Below are 19,993 nucleotides of genomic sequence, written 5' to 3'. Positions count from 1 at the left end.
TTATATTCCCCAAGTGTATACCTCAAATAAATGAAGAGCAGTATAGACGAAGCTCAATTTCAAAAAGTGCAAGGAGTCCACAAGACGAGGAACGGAGCGTATACTTAATACGTGAGTACCGGAGTACTTGTAGGATGACGTAGCCAATTTTTGAAGTTCTATCCGAGTATATAAAGCTTTTATCATATTTCAATAGATTTACAAGCTCAAATGAATTTTATTAAAAAAACCTTTATTAGTATTTTTATAATTCTGATTTCATTATCTTTGGCTATAACTCTAACTGTTTATAGCGCAAATAAAGGACACTTAAATGAACCTTTGAAAAAAATAATTGAATTTTATTTAAGTAAAAATGATATAAAGGCTGTACTACATAATCTAGAATTTAAAGAAAACCGATTATCCATAGATAAAATTTCCTTAAGTCTTATAGATAATGCTAGAGGAGAAATTAACGATTTTAATCTTTTCTTTAATTTCAAAAATTTCTTCTCTAATTCGTTAATAGAGGCTAATTTTAATATCGATAAAATTTCCGTAATTTCAAATAACGATGAAGAGATTATAAATACTTCAACGACCGGTGATTATTCGTTAAATATAATTAAAAAAGATTCCCTAACCGACATACGACTAACTTCAATAAAAAGTGATATCTTAACTGATGAGCAAGGAGCAGACTTACCTCTAGGAAATGCTTTATGCTCATATAAAACCGCCTATTCTAAAGATAATCCAAAGACCGTTAATTGCAAACTCACCTTTGGGGACAAAGCTTTTTTATCACTAAGCGGTATAATAACCGATAAAAATATCGATGCAAGTGCAGCTGCCGCAAATATGCCTTTAATAATTTATCAAACAGTCGAAAAAATTATTCCGGATAATCCTATAATCTCATATTTACGAGAACATATAAAACAAGGTTACATCCAAAACGGAGAATTAAATATTAAATTAGATAAAAAATTTTTTAAAAAAAATATTTTAGTAGAAGATAATTTAAAAGCAAATTTACATATCTCGAATTTTGAATATAAATATCATACAGATTTACCGCCTTTGACTAAAGTTGATACTAATATAATCATTTCAGGACCGGAAATAAAATTTCTAATTAATGAAGCATATAGCGGTAAAAGTGTCGTTTCAGACGGTATTATGACTTTCAAATGGGAAGGACCGGATAAATCACAATTTGTTTTTAATGCTACTGCTAAAGGTGAAATTAATGACTTAATTGCCTTTGTTCCAAATGATGCATATCAAAATATTAAAGCTCAAAATATTGATCTTAAAAAAATCAAAGGAACGGCAAGTTCAATAATAGAGCTAATAATTCCTATTAGTCCCAATATCCCTAATAGCTATAATGTTTTGTCGACATTAACAAATATCTCTTTTAACACCTTAGACAATAATATCCTATTACAAAACGGTGAAGCCAAAGGTAGTTTTAAAGATAATAAACTAAATATTAGCGGTAAAGGTAACATTAATAATTATGCAAGCAGCTTTACTTATGATCATGATATATCGGATAAAAATAATGAGTGTTTACTTAAAATAAAAAGCAATATTGCGGCAAATAATCAAAGATTTGGAGTGTTTAAATTAATTTCAGGCAGCACCGTTTTAAATTTTGAGTATAAAAAACAGCATAATAATGAGAGTTTTATCACCGTTAATTCTAATCTTAATAATTTAGAATTTTATATAGATAAAGTATCTATTCATAAAAAATTATATAAAAAAGCCAATTTATATTTATATACTAAATTAAATGATAAAAATTTCGATAGAAATATTGAATTTAACCTTTCAGGGCAGGATAATCTAAAAATTAACGGTAATGCCTTAATTAAGAAAAATATTTATAATATTAATCTAGCCTCTGTTAAACATAATCATACGGATTTAAAAGGAAAAATAATCATAGATAACCATAATCTTAATACGGCACTTTATGGAAGCGGATTAGATTTATCAAATGCTAATATGATGCAGTTTTTAGAAAAAGCGGGAGATTCTACACGTAATATTAATTTAAAAACTAATATATCAAAAATACTTTTAAAGAATAATATAATTCTAGGTAATCTTGATTTAGCAATTAAATGTGATAAAGTGCGATGTTTCTCAGGCTTTCTAAATGCTAATATTGATAATAAAAAAGTTAAGATGTCGCTTACCGCTAGGGAAACTTTTGAACAATGGTTAATTGAATCCGATAATGCCGGAGCATTGCTTAGGGGACTCGGAATGTATACCACTATGCAAAACGGTCAGATTAACATCAACTTAAATACAAAAAGATATGAAGTAAAAAAAGGTGAAATAGTGCCAATATTAGACGGCAAATTTTCTATAAAACATTTTACGGTAGTCGATACTCCTTTTTTAACACGGCTTGTTTCCTTTGTTTCATTGCCGGGTTTTCTTAGTTCAATAACTAATAATAAAAATATTTTATTTGAAGATATGAGCGGTAAATTTAATTATAGAGGAAATATAATTACAATTTTTGATACGGAAGCACATGGACCGTTCTTTGATTTTACTATGACAGGTAATATTGATACCAAGCAGCAATTAATTATGGTTAAAGGAAATGTTATTCCTTCCTTTTTCTTAATCAGCACTATTGTAACTAAAATACCGGTAGTCGGTAAAATATTTTCCAAAGTCGCTCCTTACTCCCTAAAAATGAAATATTAAGTAACTATTTAAAGCTATTAGATTTCGTGTACAAAATTTTTAATCATTCCTTTATGTCATTCCTGCGAGGCATTATTGCGTGTGTACCTAATCGTCATTGCGAGCAACTGAAAGCGTTGTTGCATCGCTCAAAAAACGTGTCCGGTGTCATACCGTGGCTTGACCACGGTATCCAGAAAATAACTAAAAATACTAACAATATTAGTATTTTTAACTGGGGCCTGCTACAAACTTGCGGGATGACAGAGGTGGAAATAAGCCATGCAACAAAGCCACAACTGCAAGGAGCGCGACAATCCAGAAATAATAATAGAATATTCTGTAAATCAGAATTTTTTACTGGATTGCTTAGTCGAAACTTACAGTTTTTCCTCACAATGACGTTGAAGATCAATTCAAGCAAGAATGACATAAATAACCATACATATTTAATCGGTATTTTACTTTTAGGCTTAATTTCTGGTCTTACGTTCAATTTAATTTTTTTTACAGTTCCATATCAATTATCCGAAGCAAAATACACCACTGATATAATAGGTTCGATATCACTAGCTGCCTTTCCGTATTGCTTAAAGGTCATATGGTCACCTTTTATAGATAAATACTCTATACCTTTTTTATGTTCTAAATTCGGTCACAGGCGTGGCTGGGCATTGGTATCACAAATATTTTTAATCTTAGCGATGACGGGGTTCTTAAACATAAGCCCTTGTAATAACTTATATATTACTGCAATTATCTTATTTATTATTTCATTCTGCAGTTCTACACAAGATATTGTACTTGATGCATATAGAATTGAGAGACCTACATCTAAAGAAGAGCTTTCAATGGCTTTTACCTTTAGTAGCATAGGGTTTCGTTTAGGTATGTTACTTGGCAGCGTCGGTACTTTATATTCATCAATTATTTTCGGCTGGAATACAGTATATAAATTTGCTCTATTCATTACTCTAATTGGACCTATAGTAATTTTATGTATCAAAGAACCACAATCAAAAGAAATACACCATACAACTACTAATTTAATAGGATTACAACAATATTTTGAAGTTATTAAAAAAAGTATTATCTCCTTAAAAAATGAACAACAATATTTACTGCTAATTATATTGTTTATCTTTTTATATAAAGCTGCGGATTCTATACCTATGGCTATGAGTTCGCCTTTATTTCTAGATTTAAGTTTTACTACTCATGAAATTGCCGTTATTTACAAAGCTTACGGGTTACTAATCATGATCGTCGGAGGAGCTTTAGGCGGCGTTTTAGCTGCAAAAATTGGTATATTTCATAGTGTCTTAATTGGTGGAGTGATTCAATTATTGTCACCTCTTATGTTTATGATTCTTGCTACTATCGGCTATGATATAAAGACATTTATACTAACTGTTACAGTACAAAATTTTTGTGCAGGCTTTGCAGGAACTATTATCTCTATCTATTTTGCTAGCCTTTGCAACAGTGAATTTGTTGCCACACAATATTCTATTATTGCATCTTTTAGCTCTCTTAGCCGTATTATTCTAGCTAGCCTTGGCGGTATTTGTGCAAAATATCTTACTTGGCCTGTATTCTTTTTATGTAATACTCTGTTTAGCATATTATTTATCCCGATATTTTATAAAATATATAGAAAGAAACTAGGCTTTGTAAATATTTCTAAAAAGATATGACAATTATTAAAAAACGTTTATAATATTGATATATATATTTCTGCGAAATGAAGAGTCAGAATTTTTATGAAACTATATAGTTTTCAAGAACATTTATTAGAATTAAAAATAAGGCTTCTTAGAATATTTACTGCTTCTATAATTATATTTGCTATTTGCTATTATTTTAGCGACAATATTTATAGTGTTTTATTAAAACCGCTTGCTAAGCTAAGCGGTGATACGGTACGAAATATAATTTATACAGGACTTACAGAAGCATTTTTTACCTATATTAAACTTGCAGCTTTTACTGCTTTTACTATTATTATACCTATAATTGCTTTGGAGTGTTATTTATTTATCAGTCCCGGGTTACACCACCATGAAAAAAAAATTATCGCTTTTATTCTTTTTATGTCACCTATTTTATTTTGGTGCGGTAGTATTTTTGTTTTTTACTTTGTAATGCCGAAAGCTTGGAATTTTTTTCTTAGTTTTGAAAAACGTGATATGATAGTACCGATAGTTTTGGAAGCAAGAATTAGCGAGTATCTAAATTTAGTTATTCATTTAATTATTGCTTTTGGAATTGCTTTTCAGCTACCAGTTGTGATAATTATATTAAATATACTAAAAATAGTTAAGGTACAAACACTTAAGCAAAAAAGACGCATTGCCGTGGTAATTAACTTTATTATTGCAGGAATATTAACGCCTCCTGACATTTTAAGCCAGTTTGCTCTTGCAATACCACTACTTTTATTATATGAAACTTCAATAATGATATGTAATTTTATAGAAAAACCGAGGACACTAAATGTTAAATATCAAATGGATTAGAGAAAATCAAGAATTGTTCGATGAAAAGCTTAGCCAAAGATTTATTGAACCTATGTCTAGTAAAATTGCTATGCTCGACAGAGAGAAAAGAAAAATTACAAGTTTAATTCAAGAATTTCAGCATGCACGTAAGGTAAAATCAAAGATTTTAGGTAATATGGCCTTTAAAAGCGGCGAAGATTTTGAAGGGTTACAAAGAGATGTCAAACATATAAATGAGAAGTTGGAAGCACTTGAACAGGATCTAAATAATAATAACGAATTAAATGAACTATTAAATATGTTTCCTAATATTCCGGACGAAGAAGTACCTTACGGAATGGATGAAAGTATGAATAAATTAGTTCGTACTTACGGAGAGACAAATCCAAATGCTTTGAATAAACAGCATTTTGAACTAGGTATAAAATTAAATTTAATGGATTTTGAACAAACTGCTAAAATTTCTGGAACTAGATTTGTAACGTTAAAAGGTGATTTAGCAAAGCTAGAACGTGCTTTAATTAATTTTATGATTGATGTTCATACTAAAGAGTTGGATTTCTTTGAGATATCACCCCCGGTATTAGTTCGAGATAATGCTATGTATAATGCAGGACAACTACCTAAATTTGCCGAAGAGTCTTTTGCAACAACAAATGGTTACAGACTAATTCCAACCGCAGAAGTACCTTTAGTAAATATAGTCGCCGATACTATTATACCAAGAGAAAAATTACCGATGCGTTATGTTGCTTACACCCCATGCTTTAGATCAGAAGCAGGTAGTAGCGGTAGAGATACAAGAGGTATGATTAGATTACATCAGTTCGGCAAAGTTGAGCTAGTATCTATTACTACCCCTGAAGAATCAAAAAATGAGCATGAATATATAACTAATGCATCAGAGACTATTTTACAAAAACTGAATCTTCCTTATCGTGTTATGTTACTTTGCACCGGAGATATGGGATTTGCGGCAAAAAAAACCTATGATATAGAAGTATGGCTTCCGGGACAAAAGCAATATCGCGAAATTGCTAGCTGTTCTAATTGTGGAGATTTTCAAGCACGTAGAATGAAAGCAAGATATAAAGAATTCGGCAGTAACGAAACTACCTTAGTTCATACTTTAAATGCTTCAGGATTACCTATCGGAAGAACTATGGTTGCAATACTTGAAAATTATCAGAATGAAGATGGATCAATAACTATACCGGATGTCTTGATAAATTACATGGGAGGATTACAAAAAATCACTGCCTATAGTGAGTAATTGTTTATTAAATATAAATAATAAGGTAAAGTTTCTAGTTGTTGTTAAATTGGCTTTGTTGCATGGCTCTTATGTCATTCCCGCGAAAGCGCGAATGACATCGAGTAGAGGCCTACGGCTACTCGCAATGACGACTCTAGCATCTACGCAGGCAAAGTTCATTAGTATATACTCCTGTGAAATGAAGAGTTGTTATATGAAGTTCAACTTGGAAAAGAGCAAGGAGTCTGTAAGCCGAGGGGCGGAGCGTATACTTAATACGTGAGCATCCGAGGACTTACAAAGACGACGCAGCCAATTTGTCAAGTTGAACGAGTATACAAAACGATAATTTAAATTCAGGTTATTTGTGTTTAGTGATTTACGAAAATTTGACAAAGATATATATAATTATAATGCTCCTAATTTTATACCTATAGCATGTCATTATAATGAAAATACTTTACTTACCAAAGACGGTAAATTACTACAAATTATCAAAATACACGGCATTAACTCAGAGAAAATAAGCGATAACATACAAAATTTACGTGGAATGGTTAGAGTTTCTATAAAAAAGAATATAACCGATTATGATTTTGCTTTTTGGCTACATACAATACGAGAAAAACAAAACTTAGACGATTCAACTCCTTACAAAAAATTATTACCGGCAAATATTCATACCCTATGGCAAAGAAAAAACCATTGGAATGATAAATTCGTTAATACTTTATATATATCTATAGTACATGATTCTGCTAAAGTTAACATCAAAAATTTTAACTCTTTAATAAATTCTTTATCTAATAAATTAATTACTGATTTTGAAAATAACTACTTAGATTCAGCTTTTCAAAAATTAGACAATATCACTAATAATATTTTAAACGATTTAAACGAATTCGGTGCTGAAAAACTAGGTATAATATTTGAAAATGATAATGTTTTTTCTAATCCTTTATTTTTATATAATCGAATAGCTAACCTTAATAATAATGATTGTTTGGTACCTATAATAGATTTATCCGATGCACTAGGTAGAAGTATTTATACAATTAGCAGCGATAAAATGGTAGTTACGGATCATGAGAAAAATAATAAATTCGCTTCTTTACTATCTATAAAAGAATATCACGAAACTCCTTCTAATACACTGGATAAATTTTTACAGTTACCGATTGAATTAATAATAACTGAAATATTTTACTTTGTTAGCAAAAAACAAGTAATATCCAAATTGCGTGGTCAAGATTATATTCTAAAAATTACTAACGACTCAACTTTACTTAATCACAAAGGTATTAATAAGCTTGATGCAGCTAATTTAGATTTTCAATTTTGTAATCAGCAAATTTCAATTGCCGTTATAGAAGAAGATGAAAATAAACTAGATGCAGCCGTAGCTAAAGCATCAACCGAACTTTTTAAACTTGGTATTATTCATGTAAAAGAAGATCTTAATATTGAGCAAATATTTTGGTCGCAATTACCTGCTAACTTTGCCTTTATACGTAGAATGTCGCCATTACCCGTAGAGCATATTGCTTCTCTTACCGCTCTTCATAATACTACACTCGGTAATCAATATAATCCTTGGGGTAAGGCTATAACTTTACTGCGAACCGAGAAAGGTACTCCATATTTCATGAATTTTCATGATAAAACGAATAAAGGTAATACTTGCATCTTTGGTACGGGAAAAACCGGCAAAACCGTATTATTGAACTTTTTAATATCAGAATCGACTAAATACGATCCAACAATAATTTATATCTCTAATAATAATGATTCTAAAATTTTTATTGAGGCAATAGAAGGCAAATGGTTAGAACCGGACAAACAAATTATCAATCCATTTTTAGTAGATGATACAGAAAAATCACAAGCATTCATTTTAGAATTTTTAAAATTAATCAGTGGTCATTATATTTCACCTCTTAGCGAAATAGAGATATCATTTCTAGAGAAATTAAAAGATAAAATTTTATCAATTGAAAAAGAAAAACGTATTTTTTCCGATATTTTAAAATTAGAAGATTTTAAGGAGGAAGGAGGAATACAAATACTTGATAAACTTAAAGTTTTTACCGAAGAGCAATTATATTCCGGATTATTTGACGGATCGTCTCTTAACATTGAAGAAGGGAAAGTTATAGGGTTTAATTTATATAAACTTTCTGATGAGCCGTTTTCTAAACAATTTTACCCGACGGAGAGAAAATTTTTAGAACAATTTAATAATAATTTAAAGAAACACCAAAGTATTAGTGCAGCAGTAATTTATGCTTTTACTTATCATTTAAGTCTAGTTGGCACAAAACCTAAAATATTTGCTGCCGATAATTTTGATAAACTTTACAGACCTGAGGTTTATTATGATAATATAAATTTAATCTATAATGATTTGTCTCAAAATAACGGTATTTTCGTCAGTAATTTCAATTTTATTTATCTTAAGTCATATCCAAAATATACTATAAAACCTTGGCTTGATTTAATTAATACTAAAATTATTCTACCGTCTGACGTTAAAATAGAAGATTTAGATAAAATTTTAGGTTTAAGCGAGCCAGAAATACGAAAATTATCACAACTAATACTTTCTGCAAGAATGTTCTTAATTAGTAAGGATAATGAATCGATAGCTTCTGAATTAAGTATTGCCGCCTTAATAGGAGTTGTCCGTATTTTATCAAGCAGACAGGAGGAAATGGATATTTATAAAAAAATACTTGAACAACACCAAGGTCCTCCGGATAATTGGATTAATTACCTATATAATGAGTTAAATACGGACTAATATTTCACTCTGTCATCCCGTGATTTATTATGGGATCCCAAAAAAATTAAAAAGGACTGGATCCCGCTACAAGCTCGTGGGATGACAATAATTTATTATGAACTATAAAAACAACGAGCATAAAGAATACTCAAAGTGTTAAAAAAATATTTACTATTTTTCTTATTTTCATTTTTCTCATTTAATGTATATGCATCTATTTGGGGTGATATAGCCGATTGTCTTAGCGATCCATGTAATTGCGGTCAAAGTGAGAGAACGGAAATTTGGAATAAGGATGGAGGCATCAATGCAAAGCCAAGAGGGCCTTTTAAACCAGGCACATTATGTCCTCCTTGGAATAAAAGCGACGGTCGCGATAATGATACTTGTTTATTAAAATTTGATTACCCAGGTACATTTATCGGTTTTTTACTCAATAGATGTGCAGAAGAAGCCCCTGATAGTAGTTACTTTACTCCAAAAATTCGTATTAGAGTTCAAAGCTGTAATGCCATAGCTTGTTGGCACCAAAACTCTACTTTAAATTGGGATGGAGAATGTGTATTATGGCCTACAGGTTACGGTCTACCTCTAACTAGAGTCTGTGCTAGAGTTGCCGTACCGGATATGCCTCCACCTCCCGGGATAAATGCCCCACCTTCCCCTGCGGATCCAGGTTATACCGATGGAGTACATCTCAATAAAGTCGGTTATACAGAAACTGATAATAAGATAATCGGTGTAGACGGACAAATAATTACTTTAAAATCTCCTAAACTTTGTGCTTATAGCGATCCTGGACTTGTTAACCTTGTTTCAGATTCCGGTGTACATCTTGATCCGATGGACTGGAATCCTAATCGTCAACCTCTTCATCAAACTAACGAACTTAGCCCTATTGCAAAAGTATTAAAATTTTTAGTTGAAACGATAAAAGGAGTAAGTTTACCAAGTTTATTAGGGCAGCTTCTTGGTATGATAAATCAAGATTCAGAATTTATAAAAGTACTTCAATCAATACTTAATGCAATAGGAGAGATTTTTAAATTTTTTCCTGCTTTAATAATAAAAATTATTGAAGCACTTGGGTCATTAAACGGTTCTGTAGATAGCTATTCTTTTGGTTGTGTACAATTACCTTTAGGGCCTTTTCCACCGCCATATTGTCCAAATTTAGATTATATTAGCATTAATGCGAGTGCTAATAATGTATGTAGCATAAAAGATGCAAGCGGCAACTTTGACCAATCTTCTACTAGTCTGGCTTGTGTAGTGCCATCTAATATTAATGTTAAAAACAATATTGTTAATAATACCATACGTGTTAGCTTTAGCAATCTTGTCCCGCTTTGCACGAGTTCTCCCTCTGACCTCAAAACTTGTGTAGAACCACGTAATATAGATTTTTCTTCAGCAAAAATTACTCATACTAATACGGCTTTTAAAGATTTAATTAAATCGTGTAAGAATACTTCAGGCAACACTCCATGTATTAATACAGAAATTTCTACGCCATGTAGTGTTACGGCTAACGGTTGTAATGAGGGATTTAGAATAGTATATTCGCAGAAAATTGGAAATGTAGAAACACCCAGCGATTACTACATAAGCGATATACCGGACTGTCCAAGTTCTAATTCAACTACCTGTCAAAAAGTGTGGGGAGTTAATATCGGCGAATTTAAGGATGTAAGCGTAAAATTTCCTAAGGTACAAAAGCAAGATACAGCTAGCTTAATGCCTATAAAGACAGATGTCACCTTAAAAGACAATAACGGTAAAGATAGAAAGCTTTATGTCTCTATTAGTAATACCGAAGACGATAAGCAAAATCCTAATAATATTTGCTTATTTGAGTCCGGTAATTTAATAGATTGCGTACCGAGAGTAAATCATTCTTACAGCTTAACTGCTTATGAATGTGCAAAACAATATGCCGGAATTACCTGTACTAATAATAGCAATCCCAACGAGGCTTATTATAAACCGCAATTCATTGCGTCAGTACAAGTAAGAGAAGACGACAATATCATAGATGAAACAAGCACTCTTGTAACACCATTAGCATACGCCGGACCTCCACCTCCCAACCCCACTGACACAGAAAGCATAGTAATGCTTGCCGGTTATAAGTACAGTTCTTCCGTTGCGTTTATACCTAAAGATCCACCAAAAGATCCAAAGGAAGATAAATATATTGCTATGCCGTTTTCAGGAGAGAATGCTCTAAATCAGTTGACTATTCACGGTAAATATAAAGACGATAAAGAACCTTATGATAGTAGTGGAAATCCTGACTCAAGTGCGGTATATTTAAAATATTTAGAATATATAAACGGTAAATATATCCAAGGTGGAACGCATGCCTGCTTGATGCCGAAAAATTTCCAACATTGTAACCCTATCCTGCGTCCTACTTTACCTGATGGATCACCTATTCCCGGTTATAATAATGACTCGACAAATTGTGTACTTGCTAAACTCAACAACAACGATACTATAAATTGTAAAGATTTTAAAAATAAATATAACGTTAAATATCCAAATCTTGGCTTATGTAAAAAAGATACAGATCTAACGCGCTGTACTCTAGAAGAAACAGTGTCAGGTCCAGGAAGAGGTATTACAATTTATACTTGCAATATAAATAAGATTCCGAGTAAATGCTATACCAATAACGATAAGGCTAATACTCCAATATGTGTCCTAAGTAGGGATTATACAGATAGAATCGAGCCGAAACCTAACATAGGACCAATATTAGTACCGGTAGATCCTTCAAAATATTATACAGTGACATATACAAAAGGAGATAACAATACTCCTCCTGAGCCGACATATAAAGCTGAGACTGAAGATGTAAGAGATAAAACTTGGCAAGAGCTAAATCTTTGTGCTCCTATATTAGTACCTACTTGTGCTAAAATTCCTAGCACAGAGAAAGCTCCTTCCGGTAATAATCACGGTAATGCAGAATGGCCTGAAAGCGATATAGGAGAACTTGCAAAAGGAAAATGCCCGACGAATTGGATACCTATTGATCCTAATAAACCTTTAGAACGCCATTGTTTATCATATTTTGATAGAAAGGTTGTCGAGTTTGAACCTTTAGGCCAAAATGTCGGCTGTAGAGAATCTAAAGGATTACCTATAAAAGTTGGTTATAACGACTTTCCATCAGACCAATTACCTGAGACCCCTTATAATCCGGTAACTAAAATAGGTGACTATATCTTAAACAAAAAACCGGTACCACAGGGGAGCATTATGGCATTTCCAGAGGATGGAGCATTTATAGATGCAGCGAACAAACCGGACAATACAATATTGCATACTGTAGAATTCAAAGTAACTTTAGATGCAATAATGGACGATATTGAGTATTTTAAAGTAAAAGATTTATGGTATGATGATTGCACATTAATATATGTCAACGGCACAAAGTTACTTAGCCTCCCTACTAACGTTGATTCTCTAGATGAGAAAAGGTACTGTAACAATGGAAATGACCAAAATCAAGCATTACAAGCTAAAAATTTACCGATTGATATAAAGCGTTATTTAAAACAAGGAGAAAATACTATAAGATTCCAGCTAAGAGTTATGTTTGGTGGAGGACTATATTTCCACATGCAATATAAAATGAAGAGATAAATAAATGAGTTGGATTATTTTTTATACGGTAATCGCTACTTTACTGATTCTCGATTTGGGAATAATACACAAAAAAAATACCATAATGAGCTTTAAAGAAAGCGTACTTTTTAGTCTTTTCTATCTTGTAATAGCTTGTTTATTCGGTATCTATGTTTACTATAATAGGGGAGCAGATCATGCTCGTGAATATTATACTTGCTTTCTCATTGAGAAAGCTATGTCACTTGATAATATTTTTGTTATCTCTATTATGTTCCAATTTTTTAAAATTCCCGGGCAATATCAACATCGTGTTTTATTTTTCGGTATAATAGGCGTAATAATATTCAGAGCCGTAATGACTTATGGCGGTATTATTCTTATAAATAAATTTGCCTGGTTATTATATATTTTTGCCGTAATACTTATTGCTACAGGTATAAAAACTTTCTATGTATCACATAAAACTTTTGATATACAGAATTCTTATATTTACAAGTCAATAATAAAAAATCTAAATATTACCCCTAACCTTGAAGGGGATAAATTTGTTGTTAAACGTAATAACAAACTATATTGTACCCACCTTTTTATATCTCTAGTACTGATAGAAGCAATAGATTTAGTCTTTGCTATAGATAGTATACCGGCAATATTTGCAATTACTAATGATGTTTACATAATTTATACTTCAAATATTTTTGCTATTTTAGGGCTTAGAACGTTATTCTTTTGTTTAGCAGAAATTGTAGAACGTTTCAGTTATATAAAATATTCTTTGGCTTTAATTTTAATATTTATCGGCTTTAAAATATTTATTCATCATTATATAGCGATTCCGGCATGTGTTGCACTCACTATAACTATTACTTTATTACTATTTGGTATAATTGCTTCCATAATTAGGCACAATATGATTGACCATTAATAAAGTGGGTATATAATATTATTTTTTAAGCAATTATAATGACTAAATTACTAAAATTATTTTTTATTACTATCATCATTTTTAATAACATTGCTTTCGCAAAAGAAACAGGGTTCTATATAGGAGCAGAAGGCGGAATAGTTGAACCGGTCGTTAGTAAATTCCGACATAAACACTCAAATACCGAAATAATTTTAAAAAAATCAAGTATGTATAGTGGGGAAATAGGCTATATAATATATCCACAGATAGCTATTGAATTCTCAGCAACTTATCAACCTAAATATCGTCTGCATTACGTATTACCTCAGCAAAATTTAAGTAATGGTCTCACTATTCCTAAAACCCCAGGTAATACTACCGTATTATCAAATATATATATGCTAAATCTTATTTATGATTTAGAAAAAATAAAAACTTTCACACCTTTTGTAATACTTGGAGGTGGAATAGCACAAGTAAAAGTTAAGCCTACCTCTTCTAGGTGGAGTGTTATAAATAGCGATTACTTTAAAGTAAGAAAAACTCATAAAAATTGTGTTGCTTGGCAAGCAGGTCTTGGAATTTCACAAGATGTAACTTCAAATTTAAGTATTGATGCAACTGCAAAATTACAAACAGCATATAGAGTAAGAATTAATTATGATACGCTTGATATGAAAACGGGGCAATTCATGCTAGCAAATCCTATCACAAAAACTATAGCCGTTCGAGAATTTGGCGTAGGATTTACTTATAGATTGCCATTTTAATAATTCTGTGAAATATTTATATGAAAGCTACAATGTCATCCCGCGGGATGACACGAATAATTCAACTATATAAGGAAAAAATATGTCTCCAAAAGCTACTAACTCTTCTTCTACCCCTAACGGTCATGATAAGATGGCAAAAAAAACACATTCCGTACAATCTGTTGTTAACGGTGCGGTTTCAGGTCATAACACTTATGATGAAGTACCGTATGAAAGCTACCCATATGCTCTTACAAATCCTTATCACTTAAGTACACTTGCAACTCTTTTCGGTGTAAATGCTCCTGAAGTCGAGAATGCAAAAATATTAGAGCTTGGTTGTGCAGCAGGTGGTAATTTAATACCACATGCAGTTCTTTATCCAAAAGCTCATTTTGTTGGGATCGATTTGTCTAAGGTACAAATTGACGAAGCAAATAAAAATGTTAAAGCACTAGGATTAAAAAATATAGAGTTCCATCATTGTTCGATAACCGATATTGACGATTCTTTCGGTAAGTTTGATTATATAATTTGCCATGGCGTAATTTCTTGGGTACCAAAAACCGTTAGAGATAAAATTTTTGAAGTTTGTAATAAAAATCTTAGTCCAAACGGAATAGCATATATTAGCTATAATACCCTCCCTGGTTGGAATATGGTCCGTACTATTAGAGATATGATGATGTATCATTCTAGCTCATTTGCAAATGTACGGGATAGAATAGCTCAATCTAGGTTGTTACTAGAATTTGTTAAGGATAGCTTAGAAAACTCTAAAACTCCTTATGCAGAAGCATTAAAAACCGAAGCAGGGCTACTTGCTAAACAAACCGATCATTATTTACGTCATGATCATCTAGAAGAAGAAAATGCTCAATTCTACTTCCATGAATTTATGAATGAAGCAAGAAAGCACAATTTACAATATTTAGCCGATTGTAATCTTTCGACTATGTATCTCGGTAATATGCCACCGAAAGTAGTAGAGCAGTTAAAAGCGGTAAACGATATAGTTAGAACTGAACAATATATGGATTTCATTACGAATCGTCGTTTTAGAACCACTTTACTATGTCATAGTGATGTGAAAATTAATAGAAATATTAACAATGATGATATAACGAAATTTAATATAATCTTTAATATAGTGCCTGAAAAACCACTCAAAGAAGTAGATCTTAATAATGCTTCCGAAAATTTAAAATTCTTCTTAAACGGCAATAAAGACTCTAACTTAACAACTAGTTCGCCTTATATGAAAGCTATTTTATACACTTTCAGCGAAAATCTAAATAATCCGTTAAGCTTTGAGAAAATAACCACTGAAGCTAATAAAAAGCTACATAATACTAAATTAAACGAAATCAAAGCTGAGCTTTTAAATAATGCAATGAAGCTAGTACTACAAGGTTATATTAGTATTACAAATCAGAAGTATCGAAATAACCCTGAGCTTGATAAGCCTAAAACAACAAAAATGGTGATACATCAAGCGACCCATACACCTTCTATGTGGGTTACAAATTTAAAACATGAACCGATCGGCGTTAATTTCTTTGAGAAGTTTGCACTTAGATATATGGATGGTAAACATGATAAAAAAGCAATCATTGAGGCTGTACTTGGTCATGTAGAAAAAGGCGAGCTAACTTTAAGTAAAGAAGGTCAAAAAGTAGAAAACAAGGAAGAAATACGCAAAGAACTAGAAAGCTTATTTATTCCGATGATCAAGAAATTTTCTTCTAATGCTTTGTTGGTATAGCCAATTTGCACTCTGTCATACCATGGTCTTGCCACGGTATCCATGATACTAAAGAAAAATTATTTATTGATTTTCCTACGCCAATGGCGTATAATTATTATTAGTAAAAAACTGATTTTAGTTGTTGAGCTTCCAGAGTTTCAAAAATTCGCTAAGAATAATTTATTTTTACTACAATGAAAATATGCTGGTATTTTTAATAACCGGTTTTATAAAAAGTAAGATGGAAAATATTAATCATAATAGTTGTAATGAATTAAAAAAACTAACTGAAGAATTGGTAAAATTATATGTCGGAAGAAGCAAAAATGAATAATAAAAATATTAATCAAACCGATAAAAGTATATTAATTGGAATGCAAGAGGCTGTTTTATACACTAAAGGAAAATTAAAAGCAAATAAACATGATATAAAATTATCTAATATAGACGTACATGAAGCAAGAGATAAGTTAAAATTAACACAACAACAATTTGCTACAACATTTGGAGTGAGTGTTGCAACTTTAAGAAACTGGGAACAAGGCAGAAGATTACCTACCGGAGCTGCAAAATTACTTCTTAAGATTATTGAGAAAGAACCTAATGTTGTAAAACGAGTTTTACGAGGATAAAATAGAGATAAGACACAACCTATATAAACACCATGCCTATATTTTTTTATTTATTTGCAACATTAATAACTATCAGTAGCTTATGCGTTATCTTAAGCAAAAATTCCGTATATTCGGTATTATGGTTAATTTTTGCATTTATCAACGGTGCAGGGCTTATGATTTTGCTTGGAGCAGAATTTTTAGCTATGATGCTGATAGTGATTTATGTTGGAGCTGTAGCAGTATTATTCTTATTTGTGATAATGATGCTAGATATGCATTTTAATAAGACAATAACGCAGCTAAAAGAAAATCTAGCTTTAAGTATTTTTATAGCTTTGATTATGTTTGCCGATTTAGTAATAATTATTTTACTTGGTACTAAAAATATTAATTTCAACTCCAATGTATCGTTTGCCATAACAAATAATATCTCAAATACTAAAGCAATAGGAGGCGTACTCTTCTACACAGACTTTATGCTACCGTTTCAAATGGCGGGCCTTATATTATTTGTCGCTATGATTGCATGTATTACGTTAACACTAAAGAAGCGTGAGGGAGTAAAACGTCAAGATATATCAAAACAACTACGTCACAATAAAGAAAATACCGTATTAATGACAAAGCCTATTCTAAATAAAGGTGTTGAGAATATTAAATATGAATGAATATATTTCGCTTAATCATTATTTAATCTTAAGCAGCTTAGTTTTTACTATCGGAATGTTTGGATTATTTATGCATCGCAAAAATATTATCAATATATTAATGTCTATTGAGTTAATGCTGCTTGCAGTTAACATAAATTTTGTTGCATTTTCCGTATATATGCAAGAATTATCGGGACAAATTTTTAGTATTATAATCTTAACCGTAGCAGCTGCCGAAACCTCAATCGGGCTTGCAATATTACTAATATATTTCCGTAATAAAGGCTCAATTGAAACTACCGACATTAATCAGATGTGGGGATAATGATGTATCAAAATATTTCCATAATGATCATCATGTTACCGCTTGCATCTAGCATAATAAACAGGTTATTCGTAAGGGTAATAGACAAAAAATTAGCGCAAGTAATTGCAACCGGCTTTTTATCTTTATCTGCCTTATTCTCATTAATAATATTTTGCGACGCGGGCTTAGACGGGAATATAATCCATATTAAATTATTACCATGGATTGAGCTTGGAAATTTTAAAGTAAATTGGTCGATTTATATCGATCAGCTAACTAGCATAATGTTTATAGCCGTAACATGGGTGTCAAGCGTCGTGCATATCTACTCGCTTGGCTATATGGCTAAAGATAAGGGGATTATACGCTTCTTGTCTTTTCTTTCTTTATTCACTTTTTTTATGTTAATGCTAGTATCTAGCGATAATTTCTTACAGTTATTTTTCGGTTGGGAGGGCGTAGGCGTTTGCTCATATTTACTAATAGGTTTTTGGTATTCAAAAGAATCAGCCAATAAAGCAGCGATTAAAGCTTTTATAATAAATAGAGCCAGCGATTTTGCTTTTATCTTGGGCATAATGACGATTATTGTTTATTGTGGCTCGGCAAATTACAAAGATGTATTGTCATCTGCAGAATTATTATCTAATACAAAAATATTTTTACATTTTTCCATTCTAGACATTATTTGTTTATTATTATTCATCGGTTGTATGGGTAAATCTGCACAGATCGGTTTACATGTATGGCTTCCCGATGCGATGGAAGGACCGACTCCGGTATCTGCACTTATTCATGCAGCAACCATGGTAACGGCAGGAGTATTCTTAGTAGCACGCTGCTCGTATTTATTTGAATATAGCCCTTTAATTCTACAATTTATTACGATTATCGGCGGTGTTACTTGTCTTTTTGCTGCAAGCATTGCTATTATGCACAGCGATATCAAGAAGATTATTGCTTACTCAACTTGCAGTCAGCTTGGTTATATGTTCATGGCGTGCGGAGTATCTGCCTATAATAGCGGAATATTTCACTTAGTAACTCATGCCTTTTTTAAGGCCTTATTATTCTTATCAGCCGGCAGCGTAATACATACCGTTCACGAGCAGGATATTTTTAAAATGGGTGATTTAAGAAATAAAATGCCGGTAACTTATGGCAACTTCTTAATCGGCTCACTTGCACTAATAGGGATTTATCCTTTAGCAGGATTTTACTCTAAAGACTCGATTTTAGAAGCGGCTTATAGTAGCGGCTCGTTTATGTTTATTTTTGGAATAGCAGCAGCAATACTTACCGCTATTTATTCAATGAAGATTATTATATTGGTATTTCATGGCAAAACTAAGCTAGAAAAAGATGTTTTTGAGCATGCTCACGAACCGGCTAAAGTAATGAATAATCCACTCATATTACTTGTCGCCGGGAGCTTTTTTAGCGGTATGATCGGCTATTATTTACTTGCTATGGACAAACCAAACGGTTATTTCCATGCAAGCCTATTTAATTTACATATTTATAAATTACTAATTAGCCAGCCACCTTTATATATTAAGCTACTACCTATGGCAGTCGGTATAGTTGGAATTGCTACTGGGGTTTACTTATATAAGTCAAGTACTGTTATGTCATTCCCACAAAAGCAGAAATCCAGTAAAAATATTAAAAACGCCTGGATCCTGGGGTCAAGCCGCGGGATGACACCCCTTGTATTAATTTCCAACATATTACGCAATAAATATTACTTCGATGAAATATATAATTGCTTAATTGTGAAACCTATTAACTGTTTAGCTTCTTTATGTTATCTTGGCGATCAGCAAATAATCGATCGTTTTGGACCAAACGGTTTTTCACGAGTCGTTAATTGCTTTAGCGTTCTTACCGGCAAAATACAAACAGGATATGTTTTTAATTATGCTTTGTATATAGTATCATTTATTGTTATAACAATTAGTTATTTTGTTTGGAAAAACATAATGTACTGATGTTATTTACGTTAAAAACTAAAACCGTCATTGCGAGCGAACGTAGAGAACGTGGCAATCTCATGAAATAATAACAAATTCCTGAGATTGCTTCGTCAATTACTTCGTAATTTGCCTCACCATGACGGAAAAAACTCATAAAATC

The 19,993-nt window shown here is 31.7% G+C and carries 14 protein-coding genes and 1 pseudogene; all 15 read left to right on the top strand.

Annotated features, from left to right (window positions below; genetic code table 11):
* The first annotated feature begins 210 nt into the window (after positions 1 to 210).
* On the top strand, positions 211 to 2,721 hold the full coding sequence (locus tag AB4K15_RS06415) for a transporter AmpG 3 (RefSeq protein ID WP_500225346.1): 2,511 nt from the start codon (positions 211 to 213) through the stop codon (positions 2,719 to 2,721).
* A gap of 26 nt (positions 2,722 to 2,747) precedes the next feature.
* A complete protein-coding gene (locus AB4K15_RS06410; protein ID WP_500225344.1) occupies positions 2,748 to 4,397 on the top strand; it encodes an MFS transporter in 1,650 nt (549 codons plus the stop codon).
* A gap of 66 nt (positions 4,398 to 4,463) precedes the next feature.
* Positions 4,464 to 5,219: a twin-arginine translocase subunit TatC gene (gene tatC, locus AB4K15_RS06405; protein WP_032073622.1), complete on the top strand. Its 756-nt coding sequence runs from the start codon at positions 4,464 to 4,466 to the stop codon at positions 5,217 to 5,219.
* The gene (serS, locus tag AB4K15_RS06400; protein ID WP_032073623.1) at positions 5,197 to 6,474 is read left to right on the top strand and encodes a serine--tRNA ligase; all 1,278 of its coding nucleotides are present in this window, start codon (positions 5,197 to 5,199) and stop codon (positions 6,472 to 6,474) included. The genes tatC and serS overlap by 23 nt, the downstream gene beginning before the upstream one ends.
* 349 nt (positions 6,475 to 6,823) lie before the next feature.
* Positions 6,824 to 9,256, top strand: a complete 2,433-nt coding sequence (locus AB4K15_RS06395) for a VirB4 family type IV secretion/conjugal transfer ATPase (RefSeq protein WP_032073624.1) — start codon at positions 6,824 to 6,826, stop codon at positions 9,254 to 9,256.
* A 135-nt stretch (positions 9,257 to 9,391) separates the two neighbouring features.
* A complete protein-coding gene (locus tag AB4K15_RS06390; RefSeq protein ID WP_500225767.1) occupies positions 9,392 to 12,892 on the top strand; it encodes a hypothetical protein in 3,501 nt (1,166 codons plus the stop codon).
* Positions 12,893 to 12,896: 4 nt separating this feature from the next.
* Positions 12,897 to 13,802, top strand: coding sequence for a TerC/Alx family metal homeostasis membrane protein (locus tag AB4K15_RS06385; RefSeq protein ID WP_032073626.1), 906 nt, complete (start codon positions 12,897 to 12,899; stop codon positions 13,800 to 13,802).
* A 38-nt stretch (positions 13,803 to 13,840) separates the two neighbouring features.
* Complete coding sequence (locus AB4K15_RS06380) at positions 13,841 to 14,554, top strand: outer membrane protein (protein WP_032073627.1); 714 nt, start codon at positions 13,841 to 13,843, stop codon at positions 14,552 to 14,554.
* Between the two features lie 82 nt (positions 14,555 to 14,636).
* Complete coding sequence (locus AB4K15_RS06375; RefSeq protein ID WP_032073628.1) at positions 14,637 to 16,301, top strand: class I SAM-dependent methyltransferase; 1,665 nt, start codon at positions 14,637 to 14,639, stop codon at positions 16,299 to 16,301.
* Between the two features lie 42 nt (positions 16,302 to 16,343).
* Positions 16,344 to 16,466 (top strand): annotated as a pseudogene (locus AB4K15_RS06370) (transcriptional regulator); the annotation flags it as partial.
* 19 nt (positions 16,467 to 16,485) lie between these two features.
* Positions 16,486 to 16,617, top strand: a complete 132-nt coding sequence (locus AB4K15_RS06365; RefSeq protein WP_500225338.1) for a hypothetical protein — start codon at positions 16,486 to 16,488, stop codon at positions 16,615 to 16,617.
* Entirely contained in the window at positions 16,610 to 16,915 is a 306-nt protein-coding gene (locus AB4K15_RS06360) for a helix-turn-helix domain-containing protein (protein ID WP_032073629.1), read from the top strand. Before AB4K15_RS06365 ends, AB4K15_RS06360 begins: the two co-directional genes overlap by 8 nt.
* A 32-nt stretch (positions 16,916 to 16,947) precedes the next feature.
* Entirely contained in the window at positions 16,948 to 17,568 is a 621-nt protein-coding gene (locus tag AB4K15_RS06355) for an NADH-quinone oxidoreductase subunit J (RefSeq protein WP_032073630.1), read from the top strand.
* Positions 17,561 to 17,875 (top strand): NADH-quinone oxidoreductase subunit NuoK, encoded by a 315-nt coding sequence (nuoK, locus tag AB4K15_RS06350; RefSeq protein WP_032073631.1) that lies wholly within the window; start codon positions 17,561 to 17,563, stop codon positions 17,873 to 17,875. Before AB4K15_RS06355 ends, nuoK begins: the two co-directional genes overlap by 8 nt.
* Positions 17,875 to 19,848 (top strand): NADH-quinone oxidoreductase subunit L, encoded by a 1,974-nt coding sequence (gene nuoL, locus AB4K15_RS06345; RefSeq protein WP_032073632.1) that lies wholly within the window; start codon positions 17,875 to 17,877, stop codon positions 19,846 to 19,848. Before nuoK ends, nuoL begins: the two co-directional genes overlap by 1 nt.
* The last annotated feature ends 145 nt before the right edge of the window (positions 19,849 to 19,993 follow it).

The sequence above is a fragment of the Rickettsia aeschlimannii genome, from assembly GCF_047973405.1.
Taxonomy (GTDB): Bacteria; Pseudomonadota; Alphaproteobacteria; order Rickettsiales; family Rickettsiaceae; genus Rickettsia; species Rickettsia rickettsii.
The sequence above is the reverse complement of the archived record's forward strand: the minus strand, read 5'-3'. Positions and strand labels throughout refer to the sequence as shown.